Here is a 26,990-nt window from a genome sequence, read left to right as displayed (position 1 = left end):
CACCCTATAATCCTAATGAAGATAATATTCCGTCATACGATTCTAATGTAGGTATTAATATAAAGTAGCCGTTTACTGATCGTACTTCATCACCGAATTCTGTTTGAATCAACAAAGCCTTATCACCGATCTTGCCAAATTCTATTGCAGGAACACTAAGAATTGCTCCGGCCATATCAATTGCCATATAGGGTACGCTGGACGTTATTAACATGTTAGTGAGTGAAGAAAGAGAGGAAAGATATGCTCCGGCAATAATGTTACCAATTTCATTCAATGCAGATAATTCCATCTCTGTGAATTCTTCATTTACATTATCATTCATATTTCCAATCAATAAATTAACTAAATGTCTGGAAGCTTCGATGTTCATCATAAACATCATCATTCCATCTATATTTCCTTGTAAAGTAAACAAGATACCGACTACGAGATTTTCTGCGCCACCAACTATATCCGAAAGATCCTTAAACTCGAGTAAATCAACTTTCGGCACCTTCATATCGATTTTCGCATTAATCATTTGTGAGAGTGCGGTAGTAGCATTACCCGCTCCAATATTACCAATTTCACGAAGAACATCATATTGCATATAATCAAGCTTGTTTAAATCTATCTGGGACATACAATACACCTCACAAATTATTATTAGTTACTAGTTTCTTTATCAAAAATAACTGCCGGGATATTTAATAAGTTAATTAAATCATCCTCATATTTTCCAACTCCAATACTAAAGTTAATCTTTGATTCTTTTTCATCATAGTTGATTTTCTCAATATCGTCCGGCTCAATTGTAATAACTTCCTTTACCCCATCCACAATCAACCCAAGTGGTGCAGCCTGAGGCTCAGGTCTTACAATGATAATTCTAGTTTTAGCAGTTTCATCTGCATTGAGATTTCCTAATCTATGGCCTAGGCTAAGAACAGGAACAATCTCTCCTCTCAGATTGATTACACCCTTAAAATAGGATTGTGACTTTGGTACTCTGGTGATTTTTTGCATTACTATAATATTATCAATATACTTAATTTCGATACCATATAGTTCATTGTTAAGATTTGCTACAATAAATTGTTTTGCATCATTTGCTTCCATTCTGTTATCCCCCTTATATTAAAGAATTAACATCCAGAATAAGAGCCACTTCACCATTACCTAGAATGGTTGCACCACTAATGATCTTATGATTCTTGATGTACTTTCCTATTGATTTGATAACAATTTCCTGCTGGCCCAGTAATTCATCCACTACCATACCGGCAAGTCTGTCACCCTTCTTCATGATAACGATGGTAAGTTCTTCTTTCTCAGCTTCCGGATTATTACATTTTAAGACATTTCTCAGACGAACAATCGGAACAATGCTACCTCTTAGGTTAATTACTTCCTTACCCGATACTGTTTTAATATCGCTTAATGGAACGTCCTCAACCGTTTGAATACTTCCTAATGGAAGGGCATATTTTTCATCACCGATGATAACCATGAGTGCCTGTACAATGGCAAGTGTGAGCGGTAAGCGAATAATAAAATTGGAACCTTCTCCAAGCTTTGTTTTTGCTTCAATCTCTCCACCAAGTGCCTCGATCTTTGTTTTAACAACATCAAGACCAACACCTCTACCGGATACATCAGTTACCTGTTCTGCTGTTGAAAAGCTTGGTTGGAATAAGATATCAATAAAATCCTTATCCGTCATACTAAGTGCCTGCTCTTCGGTAATAGAACCTCGTTCAATCGCTTTTTTCTTAATTCTCTCTGTATTGATACCGCCGCCATTGTCTCTTACTTCAATCACTACGTTATTGCCATCCTGGTATGCATCGAGGAAGATGGAACCAACAGGATTTTTACCATTCTTGCTTCTCTCCTCATTAGACTCTAAACCATGGTCTGCTGCATTACGAAGCAGATGCATTAAAGGATCACCGATTTCATCGATAACGGTACGATCTAATTCTGTCTCTTCACCGGTCATATATAATTCCATTTCCTTATTCAAGGACTTTGATAAGTCTCGAATCATTCTAGGGAAACGATTTACAACACTTTCAATTGGCACCATTCGTGTCTTCATAACAGATTCATGAAGGTTCGTTGTTACTCTTTCCAGATATTCAATTTGCTCATGGAAAGTATTATCTAACATAATATTGGAAGAACCGCTTATTGATATCAAACCATTCTTCGCGATGATTAACTCACTTACAAGGTTCATAAGAACATCCAACTTATCAATATCTACACGAACCGAACGATTTGCAATCGGTTTTGCTGCTGGCTTCGCTGAAGGAGCATTGCCGGTCTTTAAGGAACTGCTATCCTTTGCTTTGTTTGCCTGAGCAGAAGGAGCATCACTTTGATTTAATGCTGCGGTATACTGAGCCACTTCTGCATCTGATAATTTGATGTAATCGGCAACAACTTCTTTTACTTCAGAAACGGAAGAAGCATTTTTTGCGATAGTCTCAGGTGTCTCTTTCGTAATGATATAAGCAGAATAGTCAAAATCATATTTTTCGTCCTCTAAGTCCTGTGCGCTAGGGTTTAATTTAATAATCTCTCCCATCTCCTCAAGACTACGGTTTACCATGAAAGCTCTCGCTCCCTTTAAAACACAATACTCGTGTATGTAAACCGTAAGACCAATTACATTAAGACCAATCATGCCTGCCTTAACGATAGCCTTTTTCTCGTGCTCTTCTAAATTGATGTTCTTAAATTTCATTAAACCGTTATCCGCTACCGGAGCTTCCTCTACCTTGGCAGGAACTGCAGCCTGTACGGCTTGTACCGGTTCTTTTCCAAGACCGGCATTGAGATAATTATTCAATGCATTGATAATATCTTCATTATCGTTTTCGCCTTCTGTTGCATCTGATTGGATATTGCCAAGATAAGTTTCCAGTGCATCCAATCCTTTGAATAAGATATCAACCAACTCTGATGATGCTTTCAACTTACCGTTTCTGATTTCGGAGAACACATTCTCCATATCATGAGTTAAGTGCTGCATTCTCTTATATCCCATGGTACCTGACATACCTTTTAGTGAATGAGCTGCACGGAATATCTCATTGATGGTTCCTTCATTCTCTGGCTCACGCTCTAAAATCAAAAGATGTTCATTCAAATTTTGTAAATGCTCTTTTGTTTCCTCAATAAAAATCTCAAGATATTGACTTACGTCCATTTAATACACCCCCACATTCTTTATGATGGCATCAGAAATTTCATTTAACGCAACTACTTCATCTACCAAACCAGCGTCCTTTAAAACCTTAGGCATACCATAAACAATACTGGTTTCTTCATTCTGTGCTATCACATGTATATTTTGTTTTTTGTGAATTTTCTTTATTCCGGCAGTTCCATCACTGCCCATTCCTGTTAGTACGACACAAGTTAATTGATTTAAACCGATATCCTCCAATGATTCATACATGATATCAGCACAAGGTAATAATCCGTGTCTGGCAGGTTCCACCGATACTGCCAAATAATATTGGCCGTTTTCGTGACATTTTAGCCTCATCTGACATCCGCCTTTTGCGATATAGGCCATTCCCTTACTGATGAATTCACCGTCCTGTGCCTCCTTAACCGTCAACGAACTTATCTCATTTAAACGATCCGCCAATGATTTCGTAAATCCACCAGGCATATGTTGAACAATTAAGACGGGAGCATCCAAGTTCTTTGGCAGATTTGGTATTACACTGTGTAACGCCTTTGGTCCACCGGTAGAACAAGCAATTGCTATAAGCTTGTTCGATATGTCTGAAGTTTTAATTGGTTTATTCTGCACTTTTGATTTTGGGGTTGCTTTTACTTTCGGATGATCCACCACCGGCACCGTAATGCTCTTCACCACTTCAGCTTTTGTTGCAACCGCCAAGCAGTCTAAAAGACGGTTTGAGAATACATAGTTCTTAAATTCCAAATAGCTTTCCGGTTTTGTTACAAAATCAAAAGCTCCAAGCTCTAAGGCACGAATGGTTTCTTTGGCATCCTTCGTTGCAATTGTGCTAACAATAATAATCGTAATCTTGATTTGTTGTATCTTGAGTTGCTCCAGCAATTCTATGCCGCTCATACGAGGCATGTTGATGTCTAATAAAACTGCATCATATTCCTTCGCTTTTGTCTGTAATATCTGGAGACCCTCTAATCCGTTTATCGCAGTATCAACTGTTTGAAAACGATTATCTGAATTTATTATATCAGAGAGTACCCTTCTCATAAGTGCAGAGTCATCTATTATTAAAATATTTTTCTTCATATTTTGATAAATCCTTCCTTTAATATGAAATATTCTACTTAATTCTTCATCGAACCTCTGCGTTTTCGTTCTTGTTCAAAGATGTATTTAATGATTTCTTCCCTATCTTTCTTATTAATATCATTAAATTCTACTCTATGTTCATAAACACCGGATTTATTATAAATCCTGCTCGAGGATAGTATATTTGCTCCTAGCATCATGATTTTTATTCCTGATCCCATAGCTAATTCTAATTTTAATTTTATACTTTCACCGGATTCATGTAGAACTGATGAAGTAAATCGTATGCCACCACCGCTGATATCGATGATAATAGACTTAATCCACTGCGAATTAAATTCTAATAATTTTTTTTTGCAACTGATTCGTTCTTCATTACTTATAAAATCGTCCGATGCTACTTTCCTATTTAACTGTTCTTCTTCATTTGAGATAATGCGGTAATCCGCATTTAACACGCACTCCAAGCGATAATACTGCCTTCTTTGAATCTTCTCCAGATTCGAAGTGATTCTTACAATGGCAACGATTATATTATTCTCTCTCTGATTTTTTAATACCTCACAATTGCATTGATACAAACCTAGTGAGGAAAAGAAACAGAGATTATAGTATTCACCCACATTTAAAATGATAGGTGTACTATTATTAATTGGAGTTGCGATATGAATTACATCATTATTGATTGTGTCAATCAACTGACTTGCATACGTTCTGGCATTCGGATATGGACTGCCGGATTTTAGTATATGTCTGATGTCAATTTTGTCGCCAATATTCAAGACTTCTCGAAACATTCCATCCCCCCCTAGGGTTTAATCATCTGTCTTTTACGCAATTTTAGTTTACTTGGTAATTCTTGATCTTAGTAGATTTGTGAATAACTGCGCAATTCCCTTCTTACTCTGTATATTCTCTACTTTATGATCACATAAATTTTCAGCAAAACTCATGAGTGTTTTAGAAAATTGTGAATTTGGATACACATTTAAGGCTGGTTTTTGTAACATTACAGCCTTTGATACAATTGGATCCTGTGGAAGCGCTCCTAAATATTCTAACTTTAAATCAAGAAATTTATTTACAACCAAGCTTAGTTTCTCATATAATTCCTTACCACCATCATAAGAGTCAATTCTGTTAGCAACCATCTTGATGACCGTATCCTGTAACACAACATCCGTTTTACGATTCAAGGTTTTTAATAGAGCATAAGCATCCGTGATAGAGGTAGGCTCCGGGGTTGCAACTAATATAACTTCAGAGCTGGCTGCTACAAACTCTAAAACAGAATCTGCAATTCCCGCTCCTGTATCAACAATAACAACATCTGCCTTTTGATCCAATTCTACAAGCTTCTGGATTAAATATACGATTTGATCTTTTGTCAGATTAGTCAGTTCCTGAATACCTGAACCTCCGGAAATAAATCCAATATTATCCGGTCCCTCTGTAATAATATCAGTTAGATTCTTTCCTCTGAACATTAGATCAGCAAGGTTATATTGTGGCCGAATTCCAAGCATGACTTCCACATTCGCTAGTCCAAAATCAGCATCAATTATAACAACTCTCTTACCTAATTTGCTGAGAGCGATTGCTAAGTTTACCGATATGCTGGATTTTCCCACTCCGCCTTTCCCACTTGTTACGGTAATAACTCTTGCTACTCTTCTTGGGGAAGTTTGTTCTTTTATCATTTTTCTTAAATTTTCAGCCTGATCCATTTTTATTGCCCCCTTAGAAGTTGCTTAGCGATACTTTGAGCATCAATACGCGCAATATCATCCGGCACATTTTGCCCATAAGTGGCATAGGATAAAGGTGCCTCGGTTAACATGTGAATATTAAACAGATTACCAATGGAAGTAGTCTCATCTAACTTTGTGAAAATAAGATTGTAATTAATAATTTCTGAATAAGCTTCTGTAATTTTAACCAAATCTCTGTATTTTGTTGTTGCACTTAATACCAGATAAACTTCTCTTTCATCCTCAGGAATTACGTTAATAAGCGTTTCAATATCATCCCTCTGCTCCTTATTACGGTGTGAACGTCCTGCGGTATCAACAAATACCAGATCAAACTCAGAGAATTCATCCTTAGCTTGTTTTAATTCATCTTCTGTATATACTACTTTTAACGGGATGGAAAGAATATTACCATAAGTCCTCAGCTGCTCAACTGCAGCGATTCGGTAAGTATCTGCTGTTAAAAAAGCCACCTTTGCCTTTTCATTCATTTTAAATTTGGAGGCAATTTTAGCAATCGTAGTTGTTTTTCCTACCCCGGTAGGTCCAATAAAGAACACAAACTTGGGTGTTTTCTCACTCATGGTTATCATTTTAGGTTGTCCAAGTTTTAATACAATCTTTTGATAAATACTAGAAAGAATATTATCCATCGAAGCATCCTTTTTCAGGTTGCCCTCAATCTCTGTAATAATTTGGTTTGCAAATTTTTCATCAACTTCATTTGATACCAACTGATTATAGATCAATTGAATACAAGCAATATTCTTATTTGTTTCCGCTGGTTTAGGCTCCTTCTTCTCTTCTGTTTCCTTTTCCTTTTCATTCATCTGTTTTTCTAATAAACTTTGAAGATTATTTAGCTTGTCCTCAATTGCAGATGTTTCAGAAGCAGAACTCCCTCTTGTAAGGGTAGAAGAATTAAATGGTTCATCATCATAGATGATATCCGGATTAAAAGGTTTCTTCAAAACCGGTGGCTGAAGCTCCGGCTTAGGACGTTCCGGCTTATATGTCACATTCTCATCCACAGCGGCGGTGATTTCAACAACCGATTTACGAAAAACTTTATAAATCCCCTTAGGCGATACTGTTTTTATGTTCATTACAATAGCATCCTTGCCAAGTTCCTCCTTTGCAAGCATGATTGCCTCTGTTTCTGTATTTGCCTGAAATTTCTTAATTATCATTATACTGTCACCATCCCAACTGACTGTAATTCTACATTCGAATCTATTTCATTGTATGAAATCACAACCAAATCCTGAAAGTAATCCTGAGTGAGCCGTTTAAAATACATCCTTACAATTGGAGAAGTAATAACGATAGGCATCCTTCCCAATTCTTCCAGCTTATGTATTTCTGACTGTACGGATTGAATGATTTCTTTTGTAATTGCTGGATCTAAAGCAAGATATGCACCTTGTTCTGATTGCTTAACTGATCCCATGATATCCTGTTCCACCTTCGGATCAAGTGTAACCACATTGGTCATCTCGCCGGATGGAAAGAACTTGCTTGATATTGCTCGCTTTAAACTCTGTCTTACATACTCAGTTAACACATCGGTATCCCTGGTTGTCGGTGCATAATCGGCCAAAGTTTCCAATATCGTAACCAAATCCCTGATAGAAACACCTTCTCTTAACAGGTTTTGTAGCACTTTTTGTATCTCACCGATATTAAGCAATTTCGGAACCAATTCCGATACAAGCGTCTGATGAGATTCCTGAATATTATTAATAAGTCCTTGAACATCTTGTCTGGTAAGTAATTCAAATATATGACCTCTGATGATCTCGGTTAAATGAGTTGCTATAATAGATGGCGGATCCACTACGGTATAACCAAGTGTCTCAGCTCTTTCGCGCTGCGCCTCAGTGATCCAGATTGCAGGTAGATGGAAAGATGGTTCAAAGGTTGGAATACCCGTAATCTCTTCCTCTACATAGCCGGGGTTCATCGCCATATAATGATCAAAGAGAATCTCACCTTCACTCACCTGTATCCCCTTAATTTTAACGATATACTGATTAGGATTTAGCTGAATGTTATCCCTTAATCGGATCATTGGTACGACGCAGCCCAGCTCAAGGGCAATTTGTCTACGAATTAAAACAACACGGTCAAGTAAGTCACCGCCCTGGCTAGTATCCGCTAATGGGATAATACCATAACCAAACTCTAACTCGATTTGATCTACCTGTAAAAGGGATACTACATTTTCAGGCTTTCTAATTTCGTTCGCTGAAGCTTCCTCGGAAGATACTTCGGTTTCAATTGATTCCACATCAATTTTATTTGAGATCATTCTACCAGATACAATAAACATCAGGCCATATGCAGTAAACAAGAAATTACTTAGTGGTGTCAAAAATCCTAACGCAATCATACTGCCGCCAACCATATATAGAACCTTCGGAATCGAAAAGAGCTGTTTGATCAGCATATCGCCAAAATCAGCCTCTTTGGATGCTTTTGTTACTAGTATACCGGTTGCCAGAGATATCATAAGGGAAGGAATCTGGCTTACCAGACCATCACCAATCGTTAATGTCGCAAAGTGTTGAAAAGCTTCAGCCGCTCCATAACCCATTGACGTAATACCCATAATCGTTCCGCCGGCCAAGTTAATTATCGTTATAATTAAACCTGCGATTGCATCACCCTTAACATACTTTGTAGCACCATCCATCGCTCCAAAGAAGGCGGATTCCTCTTGAATCTTTTCACGACGTTGCTTTGCTTCCTTATCTGTGATGGCTCCGGTATTCAGATCCGCATCGATAGCCATCTGCTTACCGGGCATTGCATCCAGCGTAAATCTGGCGGTTACCTCAGCAACACGTTCGGAACCTTTATTAATTACCATAAACTGAACCATAATTAGTATAATAAACACGATAATACCAATTACCAGTTTATCTCCACCTACGAATTGACCGAAGGTTTCAATTACATTACCACCCTCACCGGTTCCCAGAATGATACGAACACTGGATACATTCAATGAGATACGGAATACGGTCGTGAATAATATGATTGTTGGAAACGCTGACATATTCAGCACTTCTCTTGTAAACATCGCATTAAACAATACAACCATAGCCACTGATATATTTAAAGCTAATAACAAATCGAGTAATAATGTATTCATAGGAATAATTAAAAATACGATTGCAGAAAGCAAAAACAACCCGACAATCATGTCATTTTTTTTCATCCCTCTTCCAAGCCTCCTGTCACTATGGATTATTCCTCTCTAAAGCAGAAGTCTTCTCCAGTTAATTGGAGGGGTTCCTCCATGATACAAGAAGTATTACCTCCTAATATATGATCAAATGTTAAGAATTGTTTTTCAATCCATAAACATATGCCAAAACTTCCGCAGTCATCTGATAGAGTTCCGGAGGAATTTCCGCTCCTATCTCAACATTATAATAAAGCATTCTCGCTAAAGGCTTGTTTTCCACTATTTCGATGTGATTTTCCTTCGCTGCATCTTTAATTCTCTGAGCCAGAAAATCTGCACCCTTTGCAATTAAGATCGGTGCCGACGCAGCATCCTTCTCATATGAAATTGCTGCAGCAAAATGAGTCGGATTCGTAATAACGACGTCTGCCTTCGGAAGGGACTGCATCATTCTCATTGTGGAAACTTCTTTCATCTTAGCTTTAATTTTACCTTTGACCTGCGGATCACCTTCCGAGTTTTTAAACTCATCTTTAACTTCTTGTTTTGACATTCTCATATCTTTTTTAAATTTCAACTTCTGATATATTAAATCAGCTAATCCTATGATTAAAAAGATTATGCTGATCTTCAAACCCAAATTAATTACTAAGTCGCCAACTAGCTGTAATGCCTGCTCTAGCTTCATATCATAAAGCAATAACAAGTTCTTTGATTCCTGTTTTAATGTGGAATACGAGATATAACAAATCACAACAATCTTAACAACATCTACAAGTAATTCAACGATTTTATCCTTAGATATAATTCGTTTAAAACCGCTAACCGGGTTAATTTTCGAAAATTTAGGTTGTAACGCCTTACCTGAGATCTTCCATTTCACCTGAAAAAGAACAATTACAAATGAAATGATGTAACCGGCAATCAGTACCGGAAGGGCAATAACTACAATCGATATAATTGCATTAAATAAGATGTTCTCTGCAGCCGGCAAAGTAATATCTTCTCGCGAAAATTTTTCAATAATACTGTAATATTTTTTAAAACCATCTACAAATTGTTGACCGAACGATCCTACAAAAAACTTGAGTGTAACAAATAGAATCACCAAACCAGCTGCAGTAGTAAGTTCCTTGCTTTGAGCAACTTGCCCTTCTAGTCTGGCATCACTTAGCTTTTTCGCGGTTGGTTCTTCCGTTTTATCTGCTCCACCGCCACCGGCAAAAAATTGAAGGTTATAGCGAAGGAGAATTTTTGAATGTCTTATTTGCTCATCTAATATCATCCCAAGCTCCTCTTCTAATGTAAAAGCTCCATGGAAGCCTTTAGCATTGTTACCATTTCATTAAAAATAAAATCGGCAACTGACGGAACTAAACCCATGATCAAAATTAAAACTACTAAACCAATAAAAATTTTAATCTGCATACCAATAACAAACATGTTCATCTGCGGAGCAATTCTGGTTAAGATTGCCAAAATCGTATTTACTACTAAAAGTGCGGCATATACAGGTAATATGATACGAAATGCTATAACAAAATAATCAACCATGAATTTTGCCATTAAATGATAAACATTTGGATCAATTACTACTTCTCCTACCGCAATTTTCTCAAAGGAAGCCACCAGCGCCTTTATAAAATAATGATGTAAATTGGTTATCAGCATAATCAACAAAACCAGATTACCATATAAATTCGCCGTTATTGTTGATTCAACATTCAATACCGGATCTAATTGACTCATCATGGAAAAACCGATTTCCATATCCAAAAGTTGTCCGGCAAAGTTAAGAATATAATATGCGATATTGGTAAAGAAGCCCATAATGACTCCTGCCAGTGCTTCTGTGATTATTAGAACGCTAAAACCAATTATCCCGTCATACCTGGGAGGATTCATCGGGATTGTATAAAACAAAATGGCGGCAAATGAAACCGAAAGCGCCGATTTAGCTATAATTGGTACATTTCTTAGTGAAAAAAAAGGAGCCGTATAGATAAATCCGGTTATCCTCACAAGTATAAGTAAAAATACTTCAAAATTAATTAATGTAAATGTCATAGGTTGTGAATATAAAAGCTAAACTGAGAAAACAACTGGATCATATATTCTTTTAAAGAGTTAAGGATCCATCCTCCAAATAGTATGATAACCAATAATATTGCAATCAGTTTTGGAACAAATGTGAGGGTTTGCTCCTGTATTGAAGTTACTGTTTGGAATATACTAATGATTAAACCAACAACTAGGGAGACGAGCAGCATTGGAGCGGAAGTTTTCAAAACCAGATAAATAGCATCTCTGGCAATATCAATTACTATGTTTTCATTCATTCCAGATCATCCCCCATTAATAAAATGTCTTTACAAGTTCTCCTATGATGAGATTCCAACCATCTGCTATAATAAATAATAATATTTTAAACGGCATGGATATCATCGTTGGCGGAAGCATCATCATACCCATCGACATCAGGGTGGATGCAACTACCATATCAATAATAATAAAGGGAATATATATTAAAAACCCTATAATAAATGCTTTTTTTAATTCTCCAATGATGAAAGAGGGTATAATTACCGTAATTGGAATTTGATCTACATTATCTACCGGTTTCAACTGTGCTATGTCCATGAAAAGTTTTAAATCCTTTTCATTGACCTGACTTAACATAAAGGTTCGAAGCGGTGCAATTCCCTTATCATAAGCTTGCTGCTGCGATATCTTGCCCTGGGCAAGCGGCTGGATTGCCTCCGTATTCACCTTAGTAAACACAGGTGACATAATAAAAAATGTTAGAAACAAAGCTAAACCTACAAGTATCTGATTGGGGGGTGTTGTTTGTGTACCTATTGCTGATCGAACAAAATGTAACACAATGATAATTCTGGTAAAAGAGGTTACCATAATCAATATAGAAGGTGCAAGGCTGATAATCGTGAGAATCAAAAGCATCTGAAGTGATGCTGATAAACCACCACCGTTTTTATCGGTGTTTAATGAAAATTGGAGTGGTCCCAGATTACCATTAACATTGCTGTCCCCTGTTTTATTTGTATTGGTGCTACCTGTAGTATTCGTTGTGTTATTATTCGTGGTGGTTGCATAAGCTCTCTGTCCACCGAACAAAGCTAACATACAAATCATCAACATTATAATCACAACAGCTGGCTTTTTTTTTACGCTTTTGGAAACTTTTTTATTCATGGGTATCAACCTTCTCTATAGCATACACGATAATTTTCAGTCTGCTTTATTTCTGATTTTTTCAAATATTTGTTTGAAACTCATATTCTCTTTACTTTGAGTATCTCGAATAAATACTTCCGATTCATCAAGCTCAGTAATAAACTGAACGTGTTCCTTACTTACCGAAATCACAATAAATTTATTTCCTACCTTAATAATCTGAAGAAATTTATTGGGGCTGATGCGATAAGTATCAATTACATGAAAATTGCTGTTTTTAAGCTGCCCAATCGAAAACTTTCCTACTAACTTAGATGTATAATAGGCTGCAAAAAGGATAGCGATAAGTATAAATACCAAGCCTACTAATTGCAACCAACTACTATCGTCGGGAAAAGGCTTACCGCCCGGTTTAATTGTTGGTGCCGGGGATGTTAATACCACTTGACCAACAAAGGACTGCAATAGAACCATCGATTTTCCCAACATAATTTATTAACCCACCGCTTTCTTAACTGCTTCCAACACTCTGTCTGCCTGGAACGGTTTAACGATAAAATCTTTCGCTCCTGACTGAATTGACTCAATAACCATTGCTTGTTGTCCCATTGCAGAACACATAATTATATTTGCGCTTGGATCAGTTGACTTAATCTTTTTAAGTGCTTGAATACCATCCATTTCCGGCATTGTAATATCCATCATAACCAAATCAGGTTTTGTCTCGGCATACTTCTCAACAGCTTTAAGGCCATTCTCAGCTTCTCCTACAATAGTATAACCATTCTTGGTTAAAATATCTTTAATCATCATTCTCATAAATGCCGCGTCGTCACAAATTAAAATATTTTTTGCCATATTATAATCTCCTATCATTTTGTAGTTGTTTTCATTCAATTTTATAATAATTATTTAATTATTTCTGTAACTCTGATGCCGAAGGCTTCCTCCATTACTACCACTTCTCCCTTAGCAACGAACTTACCGTTTACTAAAACATCAATCGGTTCTCCTGCCAGGCGATTCAATTCAATAATGGTTCCCGGTGTAAAATCAAGAATCTCTTTGATCGATTTACTTGTTCTACCTAATTCTACGGTTACCTCTAAAGGAACATCCATTAACAAATCTATATTCTCGGGTTGTATAACAGGGTTCATATTTTGACTGAACGCTGCAAACTGTACCGGTTGAACATTGACATCCTGCATCGGAGGCATCATGTATGGCATCGCTGGCATACCACCCTGATTAGGATATGGATTGGGGTAAGGATATGGATTATTATATCCAGGTTGTTGCATTTGCGGCGGCGCTTGTTGTACCGGAGCAGGAGCTACCGGTGCCGGAGCAGGTTGTGGTTGCGGAGCCGGTTCTTGCTGAGGTCTTGTTGGTACATCCGGTTCCAACGATGTAGCCTGCATGAATTGTCGATACAAATCTCTTGCGAAATCAAAAGGATACAATTGCATTAAAACACTATCTACTAAATCGCCGATTACCATATGGAACGATACTTTTACAAAACTTCCATTTAGGAATGAAGCGATGTTTTCACCTCTAATATTTTCAAATAATTCTACTACCTTAGCTGTAGGCGGGCTGATATTAACCTTTTTCTCCAACATGGAAGAAATCGAAGTAGCCGCAGAACCCATCATCTGGTTCATCGCCTCACTAATTGCACTTAGGTGTAATTCAGATAACTCACCGGCTATATTGGAGCCGTCACCACCCATCATTAAGTCGGCGATTATTTTAACATCTGCTTCCTTTAAAATCAGGATGTTGTTACCATCCAATCCTTCTTCATAGTAAATCTGGATGAAAACACAGGGTTTATCATAGCTGTTAACTATATCGTCCCATGTTGCATATTCAACAATTGGTGTTGTAATATTAACTTTTTGATTAACTAAGGAAAACAGCGTTGTTGCTGCAGTTCCCATGCTTATATTAGAAATCTCACCTACAGCATCCTTTTCCGCATCAGTTAAGGTTTCTGCCGGAGCACTGTCCGCTGAATCATCTGAGTTAATGCCATTTAACAACGCATTTATCTCTTCTTGGGATAGCATACCATCCATAGCAATTTTACTCCTCTCCTCTTATAACTGTTGAAATTTTCACTGCATAGGAGCCTGAGGATGCTCCGGGTAGCGCAGTGAATTTATATAAGTTCCCTACATATACGTCTAATTCATCATCAACTTTAGAGCTTAGTTTAATGATATCGCCTTTTTGGATATTCATAAAATCGTTTACCGATATCGTGCTTTTACCCAACACGGCACGAAGAGGTACTTTTGCTTTTGATATAGCCAGTTCAATTACATCTTGATAGGATTGATTATCTATCATCTGCATAGTAGAATACCAATATTTCGTATTTAACTTATCAATTACCTTTTCTAAGCAAACATAAGGGAGACAAATATTCATCATGCCTTCAATATTACCTATCTTTATATTCAAAGTTACAAGTGAAATCATTTCACTTGGTGAAATAATTTGTGCAAATTGTGAATTTGTTTCTATTCTCAGCAATCTCGGATGAATTTGAATTACATTTGTCCAGGGTTCACTTAACAGGTTTGTGCAAACATTAAATATTCGCTCTATTATGGATAACTCGATCTCCGAGAAATCCCGAACCTTATCTAGCGGGTATCCTCCACCACCTAACATTCGGTCAACAATCGCATAACCTAGATTGTCTGCAAGTTCAATGATAATATTTCCCTCAAGAGGGGAGAAATCAATGATACCTAACAATACCGGATTAGATAGGGCGTTTGTAAATTCCGAATACTGAACCGCTTCTGAATTTACTACTTCTACCTGAACATTTTTACGAAGGTATGCGGGTAAGTTTGTAGATAACAAACGGGCATAATGCTCGAAAATAATATTCAACGTTCGTAGATGTTCCTTAGAAAACTTGGATGGTCTGGCAAAGTCATAATTCTTAATCTGTTTTTCCGACGTCTGCTTATATTCATCCGCATCAAGCTCTCCACTGCTCAGTGCTGCCAGCAGATTATCTATCTCGTTTTGGGATAAGACATCGCCCATTCTATTGACCTCCTATTACTTTTACATAATAACATAAAAAAAATCTAAAATCATCATATTTCTTACCCAATCAACAAATTCGTGAAATTGACTTTTATGATAAAATCCGATTTAAATAAATCTTGGATTTTCACTAAAATATTATCTTTGATTTTTTCTTTATTACTCAGCACTTCTTCCTTTGTATACTTAGCAAATTCATCCTGAATAATTTCTTTTATTTGATAAACATTCGGTTCAACTGTATCTTTCATTTTTGCATATTCTTTATTTTTCATATTCATAACGAGGGAGACATTAAGTGTTGCATAGTTTTCTTTCCCATCCGTACTTTTTAAATTGATAGTCAATTTATCTGTGATAGGATATGATTCCATATCCTCTACACTTATATTGTCCTCACCATCCGGAGATTCCTTTTCAAGATCCACTATGGATGCCACCTTTGATACCAATGCATTCGTCCTATTCGCTGTTGGGACTATAGTAAAGATTAATAATGCCGTTAATACCGTATTAATCAGTACAATTGCCATAATAACGATAGTCAATATGTTCTTTTTCATTCTATAACTTCCTCCTTAGCTTACGTTCTATATTAATTTACCATGCCCTTATGTATGCAGCAGGTAATCTTAGTTTTCTTACAATTCTCGACCAAATATTGCTTTTTTGTATAATATTACAAGATTTTTAACATCTTGTCTACTTTCTTTTACTACTAATTTACTCCCATTTGTAAGTGTAATTATCGTGTCAGGAGTTTCTTCGACCTTTTCAATCAGTTCTGCATTAATGATAATTTTTTCATTATTCAATCTGGTTACTTCAATCATAAAATCCTCCTTCTGCTAAGACATTCTGTTACTCTTAACTTAATCGTTATTAAAAGTATGTTAATCATACCTTATTAATTATTCATATATAATTATGTAATGATTATCGTATATAAAGATGGAGCCAATGCATTATTATGTCTTATTTGAACCAATATTAGACTAACTCTGCATCAGCCCCATAACATAGGCAAATACTATAAACTATATCTGCCTATCTCATCTTATCTTTTTAAATTAATCAATTCCTCTAACAATGAATCTGAAGTGGTAATGATTCTTGAGTTAGCCTGGAAACCTCTTTGTGTTGTAATCATATCAGTAAACTGCTGAGACAGATCCACATTGGACATCTCTAATACACCTGTTGTAAGACTACCACCACCCTGAGTTGGATCTTGTCCGATTCCGTTAAAATCACCAGAGTTTTGGGTTGATGCATACATACTGTTGCCGACTGCTTCAAGACCTGCCGGGTTTTCAAAGCTTGCTACTGCAATCTGACCAAGCAACTTACTATCACCATTATCATACTTACCATAAATCTTACCGGAACCATCAATGCTCACACCAGTCATATTACCAACCTTCTTACCTGCACCTAATCCATCAACACTACCACGATTCGCTTTGATTGAAGAAGAACCGCTGGTGGAATACATTGTAAGGGAAGAAAAGTCTATATCAATATCGGCGAATGGATTTGGATCTGCTGTAATGGTAAGTCCTATACTTTTTCCAGTGGTCGTTCCATCACCCACACTAATAAACTTACCGGATGCACCATTGAATGTTACTACCGGAGAATCTGTTGCATCAATTGTAACAGCACCTGTCTTTGGGTCAACGTTTGATACAGAATAGCTGTATGATCCCAGATTAAAGGTAGTAATTGAGGAAGGTCCATATGTGACCTCACCGGTCGCCGGATCTGTTGTCTTTGTAACAAAGATAGATTGTCCGGATTCATCCTTTATATCAGTTAATGCTACTTTATAAGTATTCGTTGCGTCTTCCGTTTGAGTAACCTTCATATCTGCAGAATAACCGTGACCCATCTTATCATAGAATGAGATGTTTACCATACTACCGGTAGCACTAGAAAGCTGTGTGTCCATGCTATCAATGTTACCGGAAATATATACATTAGATGTAGCTTCCGGTTCAGCATATTTATTTGCTGCTGACATTAAAGTCAAAGGAGATACCTTATCTGCGACCGTTTTGGTCGGATCATTCGGGTCTACCTGCCATCCCATTACTGACGCTCCGGAAGGTGTACATAATCTACCCTGAGCATCTACTGTAAAGGAACCTGCCTTTGTAAAATAATTGGTACCACCGCTATTAACGATAAAGAAACTGTTACCATCAATCATAATATCAAAAGGGTTGTCCGTTCTTTGTGAAGCACCTGTTGTTGTTATACTATTTGATATAGCTGCAACTCCTGCACCCAAACCAATCTGCATTGCATTACGTCCTGCTGCACCGGTCTGCGCATTCGGTCCGGTTGCACTCTGTGTTGTTTGATAAAATACATCGGAAAAACTTACACTACTTGCTTTAAATCCGACAGTATTAACATTGGCAATATTATTACCAATTACGTCCATTTTTGTCTGGTGAACTTTTAAGCCCGATACACCAGAGAATAATGATCTCATCATAATTATTGACCTCCATTTTATGCTACATTATCCGTATCCAATCTGTCATTCATGGATACAAAAGCCTCCGTTAGGTCCGGCTTTAGGCGATTACTGCACCATCAATATTTGTAAAAACTTTGTCATCTCCGTCATTTACCGCTGTGATTACCGTATTGTTCTTCACGCTTACGACAAATGCCAGATTGTCTACCATAACCAGGGATTCATTGATTCCCTTTTCTCCCGCTTTTTTCGTACCAATCTCCAATCTCTCCATCTGTTCGTCTGTCAAATCAATATTTCTACTTGCCAAACGCTCATTTGCATGTTTTGAGAATTTCAACTCATTCACTTCAGTTTGCTGATTCTTTAAAATCTCACTGAAAGGAGTTGATACTATCTGCTTTTTGACACCTGCGCTATTGCTCTTTGTTGCATTTAATTGCTGCGTCATCTGCTCTATGGACGGGAATTGATTTACCGGAATATTCATTAAACCTCCATCCTTCCATTCAAGGCGCAATGCTTATGCATTTGTACCGCTACCTCCTGATGTTCCATCTCCGTCTGTAGGAGGGGTACCACCTGTTGTACCATCTCCACTTGCAGGAGGGGTATCATCTGATGTAACTGCTTTCTGTACTTCAAGTGTAATCTTATCCCTTACAACAGTATATTCAGAGTCATTAAATGCTACCGTAATCTTATATGTACCGTTTGTAAGATCTTTAAATGCTGATTTATCAATCTTTACGGTATCACCTGTTAATTTTACTAGACTCGAATCCACTAGATTACCGTTGATCGCAATCGCTATATCATCTGCTTTGGTATCTCCTGAGCCCAAATTAACCTTGAAGCTAAGATCGGTTGGCTTTTCTCCATCATATTTCAGTTTTGTTGCATCCGTTATGCCCGGTAGATTTTGGTTTCGAACAAATTGGTCATCAATAATCGTATCCAATTTATCAAGGGTGTAAAATTTACCACCGATTGACATCTGTGCCTTTCCTCCGGTAACATTAACGAAATCAACAACTCCGTTAACATACGTTGTATTGCCAGCGTTATCTACATTCTTAACGATGACATTCTTACCAACCAAGTTAAACGCCTGAGAATTTGTAGTTGTATTACTCAAATTCTGCATCTGCTCTAGTTGAGAAAAGGTTGCAAGCTGTGCCACATATTCTGTGTTAGAACTAGGATTCAGTGGATCCTGATATTTCATCTGAGTGGTTAAAAGTTGAAGAAATGCATCCTTATCTAACGCACTACCGGATTTCTTATTTGAAACAGTACTTTCGTTTGGTTGAACCACACCATTTTTCACTGTTTGAATCAAATCGCTCATGTTTTTCCTCCTTTCTTGAAATTATGCCGTATAATTAATTTGGCTTCCCGTTAAGTCTGAGACATTCTCTGTATTACCTGTTTCCTCCATAACTTCTGTCATGGATAACGCTTCATCAAGAGTGATCTTCTTACCGGATGGATTCTTTTGTGTCTCAGCCTCGTTATTTGAGTTCTGGCTACTGTTTTGTTCAAATGCGTTCGCTGAAACAGTTACTTCAATTGCTTCTACCTTAACTCCTTGCTGGTTTAATGTGTCACGAAGAGTTTGGATTTGACTTTCAATCGCTTGTTTGCTTACTTCATTCTGAACTACAAATTGGGCTGTCATCACACCATTCTTTGACTGTACGGTAAGGTTAACCTTGCCAAGGTTTTCAGGATTTAGTTGAAGCTCCATTTTTGCATTATTTTGTGAAACAGAAACTTTAATACTATCAACGATTTGGTTCACAACATCCCGAAACTGCGCTATCTGGGATATACCAGTCGTAGATTCGTTTTGTACACTTTGCGCTGATTTAGCTAGATTATCAACAAATGCCTGAAATTGATCTTTGAAGCCAGGCTCATCCTTACCTTTTTGGTTCGAATTCTGGTTTTGTGACAATTCAGCATGTGTTTTTGGTTCTTGAGTTACTACTTTCGCATCATTCGTACTACCTGAAGTCTGATCCTTTGTACTTACTTCTTCCTTTGTATCAGATACCAGTTTGTTAGTTACCGGAGTCTGCTGATTAGGAGTAACATCCATCGGCTCTTCGCTAACGATCTTAGGCATTACCTCATTAACTTGTTCATTTCCCTGATCCTTCGCCTGCACGAGTAGCTCTTTGATCTGATCTACAGTAAGACCTAGATTATTATTATCTTTAATCTCGTCTACTGCTTGGAGAAGCTGATTCATGGTATCTGCAAGACTCTCATCGGTAACCGCTGACAGAATATCATTCGTTCCTTTGCTTGCAAGAACCAGTTGCTGCAATTTTTCGGGTTGAAGTAAATCACTTAGTGTCATTCCTTGATCAGATAAAAGTTGATTAAGTTCATCCGAAGATAAATTCAAAACTTTCATTGCTGCTTCCTTCACCGTCTGTAGCATTCCTACAATTTGTGATATCAGCTGTTGATTATCCGTAATCGCATCTTCCTTATCATCCTTAACGTCGTCATTAACAGTAGAAACCTTATCATCGTTTACCGAGATATCGTTTTGTTTTTTAACTTGTCGAAACGGATTATCACTTTTTGTTACCTTGCTTTGATCATCCTGATTATTGTCCTTCAACTTAGTTGGATTTTTCTGATTGTTATCCTTCGTGTTTGAACTACTAATATCCTGTGATTGAGAATTTGATTTGATATCTGTCATCTTCATGGAGCTGTTGATAAAAAAATCAAATGCATTCCCAGCATGCTTCGGTTTACTACTTCCGCCTCCCGTAATGTTTGCAACGGTTTTTGGTGACTGTGTTTGCACACTCTGTGTCGTCATACGTTTCCTCCTTTCTTTCAAGCGTTACTCTAACGCCATCATAATATCTATTATAAAAAGCATATGCTTTCTATAATCACTATAAATGAAACTCCTGATACACGGCTTATTGATTTAATCTAGCATCATCCAAATCAAGCATCATCTTGGTAATCTTAGCTGCCGCTACATTGTCCATCTCAGCGAGAATTGCACCGCTTTCCTTCGGTTTCATGCTGAGCAGAATCTGAGCGACTGAGTCAATATCCGCTGTCATTGTTTGAAGAATTGTTGCTGCCGCTTTCGGTTCCATATTTCTATAGATATCTGCCTTTTCCTTTATCGCCTGTGAATACTGTAATTGTTCTACAACCTGCTGATAAAGTTTTGCTGCATTGGTTGGGTCAATCGCTTCGTAGTACGCTTTATAAGCTTCCAGTCCCGGTGCCTTATCATTAAATACCACCTTCTTGTCAAACTCCGCTACCCTTTTTTCAAACTCTTTCTGATTGTCCTCAAATACTTTTAAGCGTGCAACTTCTTTTTTCAGGTCTGCTATAGTATCCTTATCGGTTTTGGCATTTGCATTTAACGTATCAATTTTCTCCTGCAGTTCTTTGATCTTGGCCACCGCCTCCGATAAAGACTTATACTGAAAGTCCTGACTAGTAGGATTTTTGATTCCGGATTCATTCGGTAATACCATGTTTACAACCGGAACATCCTTCAATATGGGTCTTAATACTCCCGATCCAAACCCACCAACATCAATTTTTATTAAAAACCCAAATAAAGCAAGCCATATAAACACTATCATAATTACAATAAGCATCGTCAGGATTTTATTGTCTTCCTTCTTCTCGTCGGTGGCTTCTTTTTCTTTCCTTGCCATTATTTATCCCCCTCTTGAAACGTCGGCCTATTGTAGTTAAAACTATTCAGCTCATCTACTTCCTTACGTTCCTCTGAATCAAATACCAGTAAATATTCATCAAACGCTTTTTCTTTCAATCTTTCCTGTGTTTTACGATCAACCATTGCATCACTCAATCGTATTCTGGCTACCTCCAGACGATGTTCTGAGTTTCTGACTATAACTGCCTGTTGTTTAATATTGGTTTTCATGACGTCGACCGCTTGTTCACATATCCTAATCTCTAAAAGATTCAGACGATCTATCCTAAGACTTCTTAATTCCTCTTCATAGGAACTCTTCTTAAGATGCATTTGCTCTAATTTATCTTCTTCCTGATTCAAGCGCATTCTGGCATTCCCATAATTGCTTTTTGCTTGATCCTCGAGCTTTGCTTTAATTTGAAGAACACTTTCCATCTTATATTGAAACTTTTTCATTATTTATCAAAAATCTCCATAAGCATATTAATTTCTTCATCAAAACTATGTTTTTCATACATTTCTTGTTGAAGAAACGAGTTAACTTCCTTAATCTTTGTAATGGTATAATCAATATCTGCATTTGAACCGCTCTTATAAGCACCAATATTAATTAAGTCCTCCGCATCCTGGTAAGTTGCAAGAACATTCTTTAGCTTTCCAGCAGCGGATTTATGTTCTTTTGTTGCAATTGAGCTCATACATCTGGATATACTTTGCAGAATATCGATTGCAGGATAATGATTTTTGTGTCCTAATTTTCTGGACAACATTATATGTCCATCCAATATACTTCTCGCTGTATCAGTTATTGGCTCATTAAAATCATCACCGTCTACTAAGACTGTATAAAGCCCCGTAATTGATCCATGCTCCGAATTGCCTGCTCTTTCAAGCAGCTTAGGCATCTCAGAATATACGCTTGGCGGATATCCTCTGGAAACCGGAGGTTCCCCGGAAGCAAGTCCTATCTCTCTTTGCGCCATTGAGAAACGGGTTAGGGAGTCCATCATAAGAAGTACGTCCTTTCCCTGATCTCTAAAATATTCAGCAATCGCTGTTGCGGTTTGTGCTGCCTTTTTACGTATTAATGCGGGCTTGTCAGATGTTGCTATGACTAGCACGGAACGCTTTAAGCCTTCTTCTCCGAGATCTCGTTCAATAAATTCACGAACCTCTCTACCTCGCTCACCAATCAATGCAATGACATTAATATCAGCCTTTGTATTTCTTGCGAACATACCGAGCAATGTACTTTTACCAACACCGCTTCCGGCAAATATTCCAATTCTTTGTCCTTTACCGATTGTCAACATGGAGTCAACCGCTTTTACTCCTAACGGCAATACTTCTTCAATCAATTGCCTCTTTAACGGATCAGGAGCAGGAGCTTCTGATGGATAAAACAGGTTGGTGTTTAACTCAGAACCATCCATTGGATTACCAAGTCCATCCAACACCTTACCAAGTAACTCATCTCCAACCGGAACTTTAAATGTAGTTCCAGAGTTCTCTACATAACTTCCTATTCCAACTCCGCCCATGTCATCATAGGGCATCAATAAAACTTTGTTCTCACGGAAACCGATAACTTCAGCAATTTTCTTTTCCGATTGCCCTTCCCCGAAGATATGACAAACATCATTCAGATTTGCGCTGGGGCCGGATGCCTCAATGGTTAATCCCACCATTTTAATAACCTTACCAATTTCCGTCACATAGGATTTATTAAGCAATTGCTTATATTTATCAAAATCGATTGATATCATGATCATTCCTTCTATATATCGGCAATTTCTTACAAAATCTAAATATTGCCGAGTAATTTTAAATCAGTGATTAGGTTATTTAATTGGATATCCAGGCTGCAATTTATCACCTGCATGTCTGTTTCGATCAGACATTGATTCTTCTGTAAGTTTAAATCTTCCGTAAAATAAATCGATACATCTCTGCCAAGTGCTTCAAGGATCATATCTTTTCTATCCGCAACATACTCATAATCGTCTTTTGAAATGCGTATGGTATACTCGTTGCTTCGATCCATATTCTTGATTGAGTTTTGCACTAGATATAAGATTACTTCCTCTTTGCCATCCACTACTATCCCGGTTATTTTTTGAACCAGCGAGGAAACTAGTTTAACAATCTCCGGTTCAACACTTTGAATCATGTCTTCGTAATGACTTTGAAGTTGTTTCGATTTTAAATCGTATTCATAGTGTAATCGCTGGCCTTCCTGTTTTGCCTGTTGCATACCTTCTTCATAACCATTTGTTTTTGCCATAGAATAAGCGTCACTTTTTATCCGTTCTGCTTCCTGCTTTGCTTGCTCGATAATCATCTCAGCTTCATCATTAGCATTCTTAATAATTTCTGACGCCTTCTCTGATGTAACCTCTTCTGATGGAAAAGCATCCACCACTAGTGCATCGATTCCTTCAACAAATTCTCCCGCATGTTCCTCTGATTGAGGAATAACGTTCGGTTTAAGTTCAATAATATTATTTATTTTCAACTGTGAATCAATTGTTTTTTTTACAACTTCATCATAACGTACGGAATATGCTTTAATCACATTAGACAACGATCTCGTCACCTCCGCCTCTGGAAATAATAATCTCAGAGGAATCCTCCAGCTTTCTTATAATATTAACAATCTTCTGTTGTGCTTCTTCAACATCCTTCATACGTACAGGTCCCATGTATTCCATGTCTTCCTTAATCATCGAAGCAAGACGTTTGGATAAGTTGTTAAAGATAATATTTTGAACCTGCTCATTGGAGCCCTTAAGCGCAACCGCAAGCTCATTGTTATCCACTTCACGAAGAACTCTCTGAATCGATTTGTCATCCAGCGTAAGAATATCTTCGAATACAAACATCTTCCTTCTGATTTCGTCCGCAAGTTCCGGTTCTTCGATTTCTAAGGTTTCCATGATATGACGTTCTGTACCACGATCTACGGTGTTCAAGATCTCTACTATGGAGTCCACGCCACCAACAATGGTGTAATCCTGATTTACCAAGGATGCTAGTTTTCGTTCCAGTACTTTCTCTACTTCTTTGATTACATCCGGAGAGGTACGATCCATCTGTGCAATACGTCTTGCAACATCTGCTTGCTTATCAGGTCCTAACGAAGAGATAATTGTTGAGGCCTGGGAAGGTGACAGATAGGATAAGATCAACGCAATCGTTTGTGGATGTTCATCCTGAATAAAGTTCAGCAACTGAGAAGCATCCGTTTTCCGTATAAATTCGAATGGACGAACTTGTAAGGAAGCAGTAAGCTTTCCAATAACATCCTTCGCTTTATCCACACCCAACGCTTTTTCAAGAAGTTCTTTTGCGTAGGAGATACCACCTTCTGCAATATATTGCTGTGCCAAGCAGATCTCATAGAACTCATCCATAACCTGATCCTTTGTTGATGGTGAAATACTTCTTGTATTGGCAATCTCAAGAGTCATGGTTTCTATCTCTTCTTCCTTGAGATGCTTAAATATCGTTGCAGAACGTTCCGGCCCAAGAGTGATTAATAGAATTGCAGCTTTTTGAATACCGGAAATATCACTATTTACTTTCGACATGCTAACCCCTCTCTTAACTCCATTCTTCATTCAGCCAATTACGAAGTAACTGTGCTACCGCATCCGGCTTTTCGTCTACAAATTTTTCTATCATTCTTCGAACCTCGGATACCTCATTAAATTCAATATCCTCGATTACCTGGTTTTCTTTTGTGGTTGCAAGTAATTGTTCTACGGATAATTCAGGTTCTGTCTCCGTTACTTCTACTGGTCTGATACCTCTAAATACTACGAATACTAATAACCCAACGATGAGAACTGCCAAACCAATTTGAAGATAAGTTGTCCAGTTAAATGGAGCTTTTACGGTAGGAATAAAGTTTGTCTGATCCCAAACTGTAATCTGTATGTTATTCTGAGCAATACCGGTTGCTGCAGCTACTAGAGGAATCAGCTTTGTATCAACCTTTCCTGCTTTTGGAGTACTGTTCTGGCTAACATAATCCTCAAAGGTGATGCCTTTTAATGCTCCGCTTTTTTTCAGTTGAGCCTCTGTTATATTCGTCACTCTGGTAAGAACAATACCGATGGAGGATTGGTCTGATTTCACCGCACCCACTTCATGCTTTGTATTGGTCACTCTTTGATTAAGTGCATGTTCATTTTGTTCTGTTTTAGAGGACCCTGAGTTAGTTGCAGGATTCTCTGTCTCATAACCGGTTCCGTCATTCGATGATGTTCCAGGGGTACCACCGGAAGAGGTATTGGAATTATCCGTCTTATACGTATAATCTTTTGTTAAATAACCCTGATCCATACCCTCCGGAACGGAATATTCCGTATACATCTCCTCTACCTTATCCATATCAAATACAAGGTTTGGAGCAATCTCAACGTCCTTATAACCACCATTCTTTAATAGGAGTTTATAAAGATAGTTAATAAAATTATTACGAAGTCTTTCCTTGTAATCGATTGTATCCGTTGCTGTACCGGAATATAAATCCTTGTTAGCACCGAACAATAGATTACCGAATTGATCATTAATCTTAATCTTATCCGTACTTTTATTACCGATGACAGTAGCTACTACCTCTGCAATCGTCTGTGCTGATGACGGATCAAAATCATCCTTAATCGTTAACATCACGGCTGCGCCGGTATCCTCTGGCTCAGTCAGGATATTATTGCTGGTATCCTTCGGAATATAATAAACTTCTGCATCCTGAACACCCTTCATCTGCTTAAGTTTATTTTTTAACTGACTTTGAAAATACAAATTAATTTTTAAAGTACGATCCGCATTGGTTGTGCTTAGGTCATTCTTAAGCAATTGATCAAACGAGATACCATCCGTTGAGATGTCATTTTGAGCCAATAAGAAGGTAGCATCGGTTGATTTTTTACTCTCAACATAAAAAGTGAGCGTATTTTCATTATACTTAAACTTAACGCCCTCCGATTTCAGTAATTCATTAACCTTACTGGCTTCCGTTGCATCCTTACATACTTTAAATTCTTTGTAATCCACACGATTGACCAAAAAGAATAAGATACCAAATGCCAAAATAATCACAACAGCGATACTAATAATCATTGTTTTTTGTTTGGTCGTGTATTTATTCCAAAGTCCCAATCCTTGTTTTAAAATATTATTTAATCTCTCTGCCATTTACATATGCTCCCTATAAATGTATTAGTGATTTATCCAATCGGGATAAACAAATACTTCATACCTTTTAC

The 26,990-nt window shown here is 37.4% G+C and carries 28 protein-coding genes; all 28 read right to left on the bottom strand.

Features of this window, described 5'->3' with window-relative positions:
* Nucleotides 1–4: 4 nt before the first annotated feature.
* Complete coding sequence (locus AC6IWN_RS05365; RefSeq protein ID WP_497991341.1) at nt 5–625, bottom strand: chemotaxis protein CheC; 621 nt, start codon at nt 623–625, stop codon at nt 5–7.
* Between the two features lie 23 nt (nt 626–648).
* On the bottom strand, nt 649–1,101 hold the full coding sequence (locus AC6IWN_RS05360; RefSeq protein ID WP_497991340.1) for a chemotaxis protein CheW: 453 nt from the start codon (nt 1,099–1,101) through the stop codon (nt 649–651).
* A 13-nt stretch (nt 1,102–1,114) separates the two neighbouring features.
* Entirely contained in the window at nt 1,115–3,199 is a 2,085-nt protein-coding gene (locus AC6IWN_RS05355) for a chemotaxis protein CheW (RefSeq protein ID WP_497991339.1), read from the bottom strand.
* The gene (cheB, locus tag AC6IWN_RS05350) at nt 3,200–4,288 is read right to left on the bottom strand and encodes a chemotaxis-specific protein-glutamate methyltransferase CheB (RefSeq protein WP_497991338.1); all 1,089 of its coding nucleotides are present in this window, start codon (nt 4,286–4,288) and stop codon (nt 3,200–3,202) included.
* A gap of 38 nt (nt 4,289–4,326) precedes the next feature.
* Nucleotides 4,327–5,088, bottom strand: a complete 762-nt coding sequence (locus AC6IWN_RS05345; protein WP_497991337.1) for a flagellar brake protein — start codon at nt 5,086–5,088, stop codon at nt 4,327–4,329.
* A 48-nt stretch (nt 5,089–5,136) separates the two neighbouring features.
* Nucleotides 5,137–6,018 (bottom strand): MinD/ParA family protein, encoded by an 882-nt coding sequence (locus AC6IWN_RS05340; protein ID WP_497991336.1) that lies wholly within the window; start codon nt 6,016–6,018, stop codon nt 5,137–5,139.
* A gap of 2 nt (nt 6,019–6,020) precedes the next feature.
* On the bottom strand, nt 6,021–7,232 hold the full coding sequence (gene flhF / locus AC6IWN_RS05335; protein ID WP_497991335.1) for a flagellar biosynthesis GTPase FlhF: 1,212 nt from the start codon (nt 7,230–7,232) through the stop codon (nt 6,021–6,023).
* Complete coding sequence (gene flhA, locus AC6IWN_RS05330) at nt 7,232–9,265, bottom strand: flagellar biosynthesis protein FlhA (protein WP_497991334.1); 2,034 nt, start codon at nt 9,263–9,265, stop codon at nt 7,232–7,234. The genes flhF and flhA overlap by 1 nt, the downstream gene beginning before the upstream one ends.
* Before the next feature lie 121 nt (nt 9,266–9,386).
* On the bottom strand, nt 9,387–10,520 hold the full coding sequence (gene flhB, locus AC6IWN_RS05325) for a flagellar biosynthesis protein FlhB (protein WP_497991333.1): 1,134 nt from the start codon (nt 10,518–10,520) through the stop codon (nt 9,387–9,389).
* Between the two features lie 14 nt (nt 10,521–10,534).
* The gene (gene fliR, locus AC6IWN_RS05320; protein ID WP_497991332.1) at nt 10,535–11,302 is read right to left on the bottom strand and encodes a flagellar biosynthetic protein FliR; all 768 of its coding nucleotides are present in this window, start codon (nt 11,300–11,302) and stop codon (nt 10,535–10,537) included.
* On the bottom strand, nt 11,299–11,574 hold the full coding sequence (gene fliQ, locus AC6IWN_RS05315) for a flagellar biosynthesis protein FliQ (RefSeq protein ID WP_497991331.1): 276 nt from the start codon (nt 11,572–11,574) through the stop codon (nt 11,299–11,301). The genes fliR and fliQ overlap by 4 nt, the downstream gene beginning before the upstream one ends.
* A gap of 16 nt (nt 11,575–11,590) precedes the next feature.
* Nucleotides 11,591–12,448, bottom strand: coding sequence for a flagellar type III secretion system pore protein FliP (gene fliP, locus AC6IWN_RS05310; protein WP_497991330.1), 858 nt, complete (start codon nt 12,446–12,448; stop codon nt 11,591–11,593).
* A 36-nt stretch (nt 12,449–12,484) separates the two neighbouring features.
* Entirely contained in the window at nt 12,485–12,919 is a 435-nt protein-coding gene (locus tag AC6IWN_RS05305) for a flagellar biosynthetic protein FliO (protein ID WP_497991329.1), read from the bottom strand.
* Between the two features lie 6 nt (nt 12,920–12,925).
* Nucleotides 12,926–13,288 carry a response regulator gene (locus AC6IWN_RS05300; RefSeq protein WP_497991328.1) on the bottom strand — a complete coding sequence of 121 codons (363 nt, stop codon included), beginning with the start codon at nt 13,286–13,288 and terminating at the stop codon, nt 12,926–12,928.
* 50 nt (nt 13,289–13,338) lie between these two features.
* Entirely contained in the window at nt 13,339–14,517 is a 1,179-nt protein-coding gene (gene fliY, locus AC6IWN_RS05295; protein ID WP_497991327.1) for a flagellar motor switch phosphatase FliY, read from the bottom strand.
* 7 nt (nt 14,518–14,524) lie between these two features.
* Nucleotides 14,525–15,505 (bottom strand): flagellar motor switch protein FliM, encoded by a 981-nt coding sequence (fliM, locus tag AC6IWN_RS05290; protein ID WP_497991326.1) that lies wholly within the window; start codon nt 15,503–15,505, stop codon nt 14,525–14,527.
* A 62-nt stretch (nt 15,506–15,567) separates the two neighbouring features.
* A complete protein-coding gene (locus AC6IWN_RS05285; RefSeq protein WP_497991325.1) occupies nt 15,568–16,071 on the bottom strand; it encodes a flagellar basal body-associated FliL family protein in 504 nt (167 codons plus the stop codon).
* A 78-nt stretch (nt 16,072–16,149) separates the two neighbouring features.
* A complete protein-coding gene (locus tag AC6IWN_RS05280; RefSeq protein ID WP_497991324.1) occupies nt 16,150–16,341 on the bottom strand; it encodes a flagellar FlbD family protein in 192 nt (63 codons plus the stop codon).
* 224 nt (nt 16,342–16,565) lie between these two features.
* On the bottom strand, nt 16,566–18,011 hold the full coding sequence (locus tag AC6IWN_RS05275; RefSeq protein WP_497991323.1) for a flagellar hook protein FlgE: 1,446 nt from the start codon (nt 18,009–18,011) through the stop codon (nt 16,566–16,568).
* A gap of 82 nt (nt 18,012–18,093) precedes the next feature.
* Nucleotides 18,094–18,486 (bottom strand): TIGR02530 family flagellar biosynthesis protein, encoded by a 393-nt coding sequence (locus tag AC6IWN_RS05270; RefSeq protein ID WP_497991322.1) that lies wholly within the window; start codon nt 18,484–18,486, stop codon nt 18,094–18,096.
* Between the two features lie 33 nt (nt 18,487–18,519).
* The gene (locus AC6IWN_RS05265) at nt 18,520–19,347 is read right to left on the bottom strand and encodes a flagellar hook capping FlgD N-terminal domain-containing protein (RefSeq protein WP_497991321.1); all 828 of its coding nucleotides are present in this window, start codon (nt 19,345–19,347) and stop codon (nt 18,520–18,522) included.
* Nucleotides 19,348–19,368: 21 nt separating this feature from the next.
* The gene (locus AC6IWN_RS05260) at nt 19,369–20,841 is read right to left on the bottom strand and encodes a flagellar hook-length control protein FliK (protein WP_497991320.1); all 1,473 of its coding nucleotides are present in this window, start codon (nt 20,839–20,841) and stop codon (nt 19,369–19,371) included.
* A 106-nt stretch (nt 20,842–20,947) separates the two neighbouring features.
* Complete coding sequence (locus AC6IWN_RS05255) at nt 20,948–21,712, bottom strand: MotE family protein (protein WP_497991319.1); 765 nt, start codon at nt 21,710–21,712, stop codon at nt 20,948–20,950.
* Complete coding sequence (locus AC6IWN_RS05250) at nt 21,712–22,173, bottom strand: flagellar export protein FliJ (RefSeq protein ID WP_497991318.1); 462 nt, start codon at nt 22,171–22,173, stop codon at nt 21,712–21,714. The genes AC6IWN_RS05255 and AC6IWN_RS05250 overlap by 1 nt, the downstream gene beginning before the upstream one ends.
* Entirely contained in the window at nt 22,173–23,483 is a 1,311-nt protein-coding gene (gene fliI / locus AC6IWN_RS05245; RefSeq protein WP_497991317.1) for a flagellar protein export ATPase FliI, read from the bottom strand. Before fliI ends, AC6IWN_RS05250 begins: the two co-directional genes overlap by 1 nt.
* Before the next feature lie 38 nt (nt 23,484–23,521).
* Nucleotides 23,522–24,313, bottom strand: a complete 792-nt coding sequence (locus AC6IWN_RS05240) for a FliH/SctL family protein (RefSeq protein ID WP_497991316.1) — start codon at nt 24,311–24,313, stop codon at nt 23,522–23,524.
* A complete protein-coding gene (gene fliG / locus AC6IWN_RS05235; RefSeq protein ID WP_497991315.1) occupies nt 24,294–25,307 on the bottom strand; it encodes a flagellar motor switch protein FliG in 1,014 nt (337 codons plus the stop codon). The genes AC6IWN_RS05240 and fliG overlap by 20 nt, the downstream gene beginning before the upstream one ends.
* A gap of 13 nt (nt 25,308–25,320) precedes the next feature.
* Nucleotides 25,321–26,919, bottom strand: coding sequence for a flagellar M-ring protein FliF C-terminal domain-containing protein (locus tag AC6IWN_RS05230; protein WP_497991314.1), 1,599 nt, complete (start codon nt 26,917–26,919; stop codon nt 25,321–25,323).
* Between the last annotated feature and the right edge of the window lie 71 nt (nt 26,920–26,990).

This window comes from Variimorphobacter sp. HTMS_6 (assembly GCF_059717775.1).
The sequence above is the reverse complement of the archived record's forward strand: the minus strand, read 5'-3'. Positions and strand labels throughout refer to the sequence as shown.

Bases quoted from the DNA above. Each gene is read 5' to 3' on its own strand.
- AC6IWN_RS05365 (WP_497991341.1), bottom strand. From the start codon at position 625: ATGTCCCAGATAGATTTAAACAAGCTTGATTATATGCAATATGATGTT.
- AC6IWN_RS05360 (WP_497991340.1), bottom strand. From the start codon at position 1,101: ATGGAAGCAAATGATGCAAAACAATTTATTGTAGCAAATCTTAACAAT.
- AC6IWN_RS05355 (WP_497991339.1), bottom strand. From the start codon at position 3,199: ATGGACGTAAGTCAATATCTTGAGATTTTTATTGAGGAAACAAAAGAG.
- cheB (WP_497991338.1), bottom strand. From the start codon at position 4,288: ATGAAGAAAAATATTTTAATAATAGATGACTCTGCACTTATGAGAAGG.
- AC6IWN_RS05345 (WP_497991337.1), bottom strand. From the start codon at position 5,088: ATGTTTCGAGAAGTCTTGAATATTGGCGACAAAATTGACATCAGACAT.
- AC6IWN_RS05340 (WP_497991336.1), bottom strand. From the start codon at position 6,018: ATGGATCAGGCTGAAAATTTAAGAAAAATGATAAAAGAACAAACTTCC.
- flhF (WP_497991335.1), bottom strand. From the start codon at position 7,232: ATGATAATTAAGAAATTTCAGGCAAATACAGAAACAGAGGCAATCATG.
- flhA (WP_497991334.1), bottom strand. From the start codon at position 9,265: ATGAAAAAAAATGACATGATTGTCGGGTTGTTTTTGCTTTCTGCAATC.
- flhB (WP_497991333.1), bottom strand. From the start codon at position 10,520: ATGATATTAGATGAGCAAATAAGACATTCAAAAATTCTCCTTCGCTAT.
- fliR (WP_497991332.1), bottom strand. From the start codon at position 11,302: ATGACATTTACATTAATTAATTTTGAAGTATTTTTACTTATACTTGTG.
- fliQ (WP_497991331.1), bottom strand. From the start codon at position 11,574: ATGAATGAAAACATAGTAATTGATATTGCCAGAGATGCTATTTATCTG.
- fliP (WP_497991330.1), bottom strand. From the start codon at position 12,448: ATGAATAAAAAAGTTTCCAAAAGCGTAAAAAAAAAGCCAGCTGTTGTG.
- AC6IWN_RS05305 (WP_497991329.1), bottom strand. From the start codon at position 12,919: ATGTTGGGAAAATCGATGGTTCTATTGCAGTCCTTTGTTGGTCAAGTG.
- AC6IWN_RS05300 (WP_497991328.1), bottom strand. From the start codon at position 13,288: ATGGCAAAAAATATTTTAATTTGTGACGACGCGGCATTTATGAGAATG.
- fliY (WP_497991327.1), bottom strand. From the start codon at position 14,517: ATGGATGGTATGCTATCCCAAGAAGAGATAAATGCGTTGTTAAATGGC.
- fliM (WP_497991326.1), bottom strand. From the start codon at position 15,505: ATGGGCGATGTCTTATCCCAAAACGAGATAGATAATCTGCTGGCAGCA.
- AC6IWN_RS05285 (WP_497991325.1), bottom strand. From the start codon at position 16,071: ATGAAAAAGAACATATTGACTATCGTTATTATGGCAATTGTACTGATT.
- AC6IWN_RS05280 (WP_497991324.1), bottom strand. From the start codon at position 16,341: ATGATTGAAGTAACCAGATTGAATAATGAAAAAATTATCATTAATGCA.
- AC6IWN_RS05275 (WP_497991323.1), bottom strand. From the start codon at position 18,011: ATGATGAGATCATTATTCTCTGGTGTATCGGGCTTAAAAGTTCACCAG.
- AC6IWN_RS05270 (WP_497991322.1), bottom strand. From the start codon at position 18,486: ATGAATATTCCGGTAAATCAATTCCCGTCCATAGAGCAGATGACGCAG.
- AC6IWN_RS05265 (WP_497991321.1), bottom strand. From the start codon at position 19,347: ATGAGCGATTTGATTCAAACAGTGAAAAATGGTGTGGTTCAACCAAAC.
- AC6IWN_RS05260 (WP_497991320.1), bottom strand. From the start codon at position 20,841: ATGACGACACAGAGTGTGCAAACACAGTCACCAAAAACCGTTGCAAAC.
- AC6IWN_RS05255 (WP_497991319.1), bottom strand. From the start codon at position 21,712: ATGGCAAGGAAAGAAAAAGAAGCCACCGACGAGAAGAAGGAAGACAAT.
- AC6IWN_RS05250 (WP_497991318.1), bottom strand. From the start codon at position 22,173: ATGAAAAAGTTTCAATATAAGATGGAAAGTGTTCTTCAAATTAAAGCA.
- fliI (WP_497991317.1), bottom strand. From the start codon at position 23,483: ATGATATCAATCGATTTTGATAAATATAAGCAATTGCTTAATAAATCC.
- fliG (WP_497991315.1), bottom strand. From the start codon at position 25,307: ATGTCGAAAGTAAATAGTGATATTTCCGGTATTCAAAAAGCTGCAATT.
- AC6IWN_RS05230 (WP_497991314.1), bottom strand. From the start codon at position 26,919: ATGGCAGAGAGATTAAATAATATTTTAAAACAAGGATTGGGACTTTGG.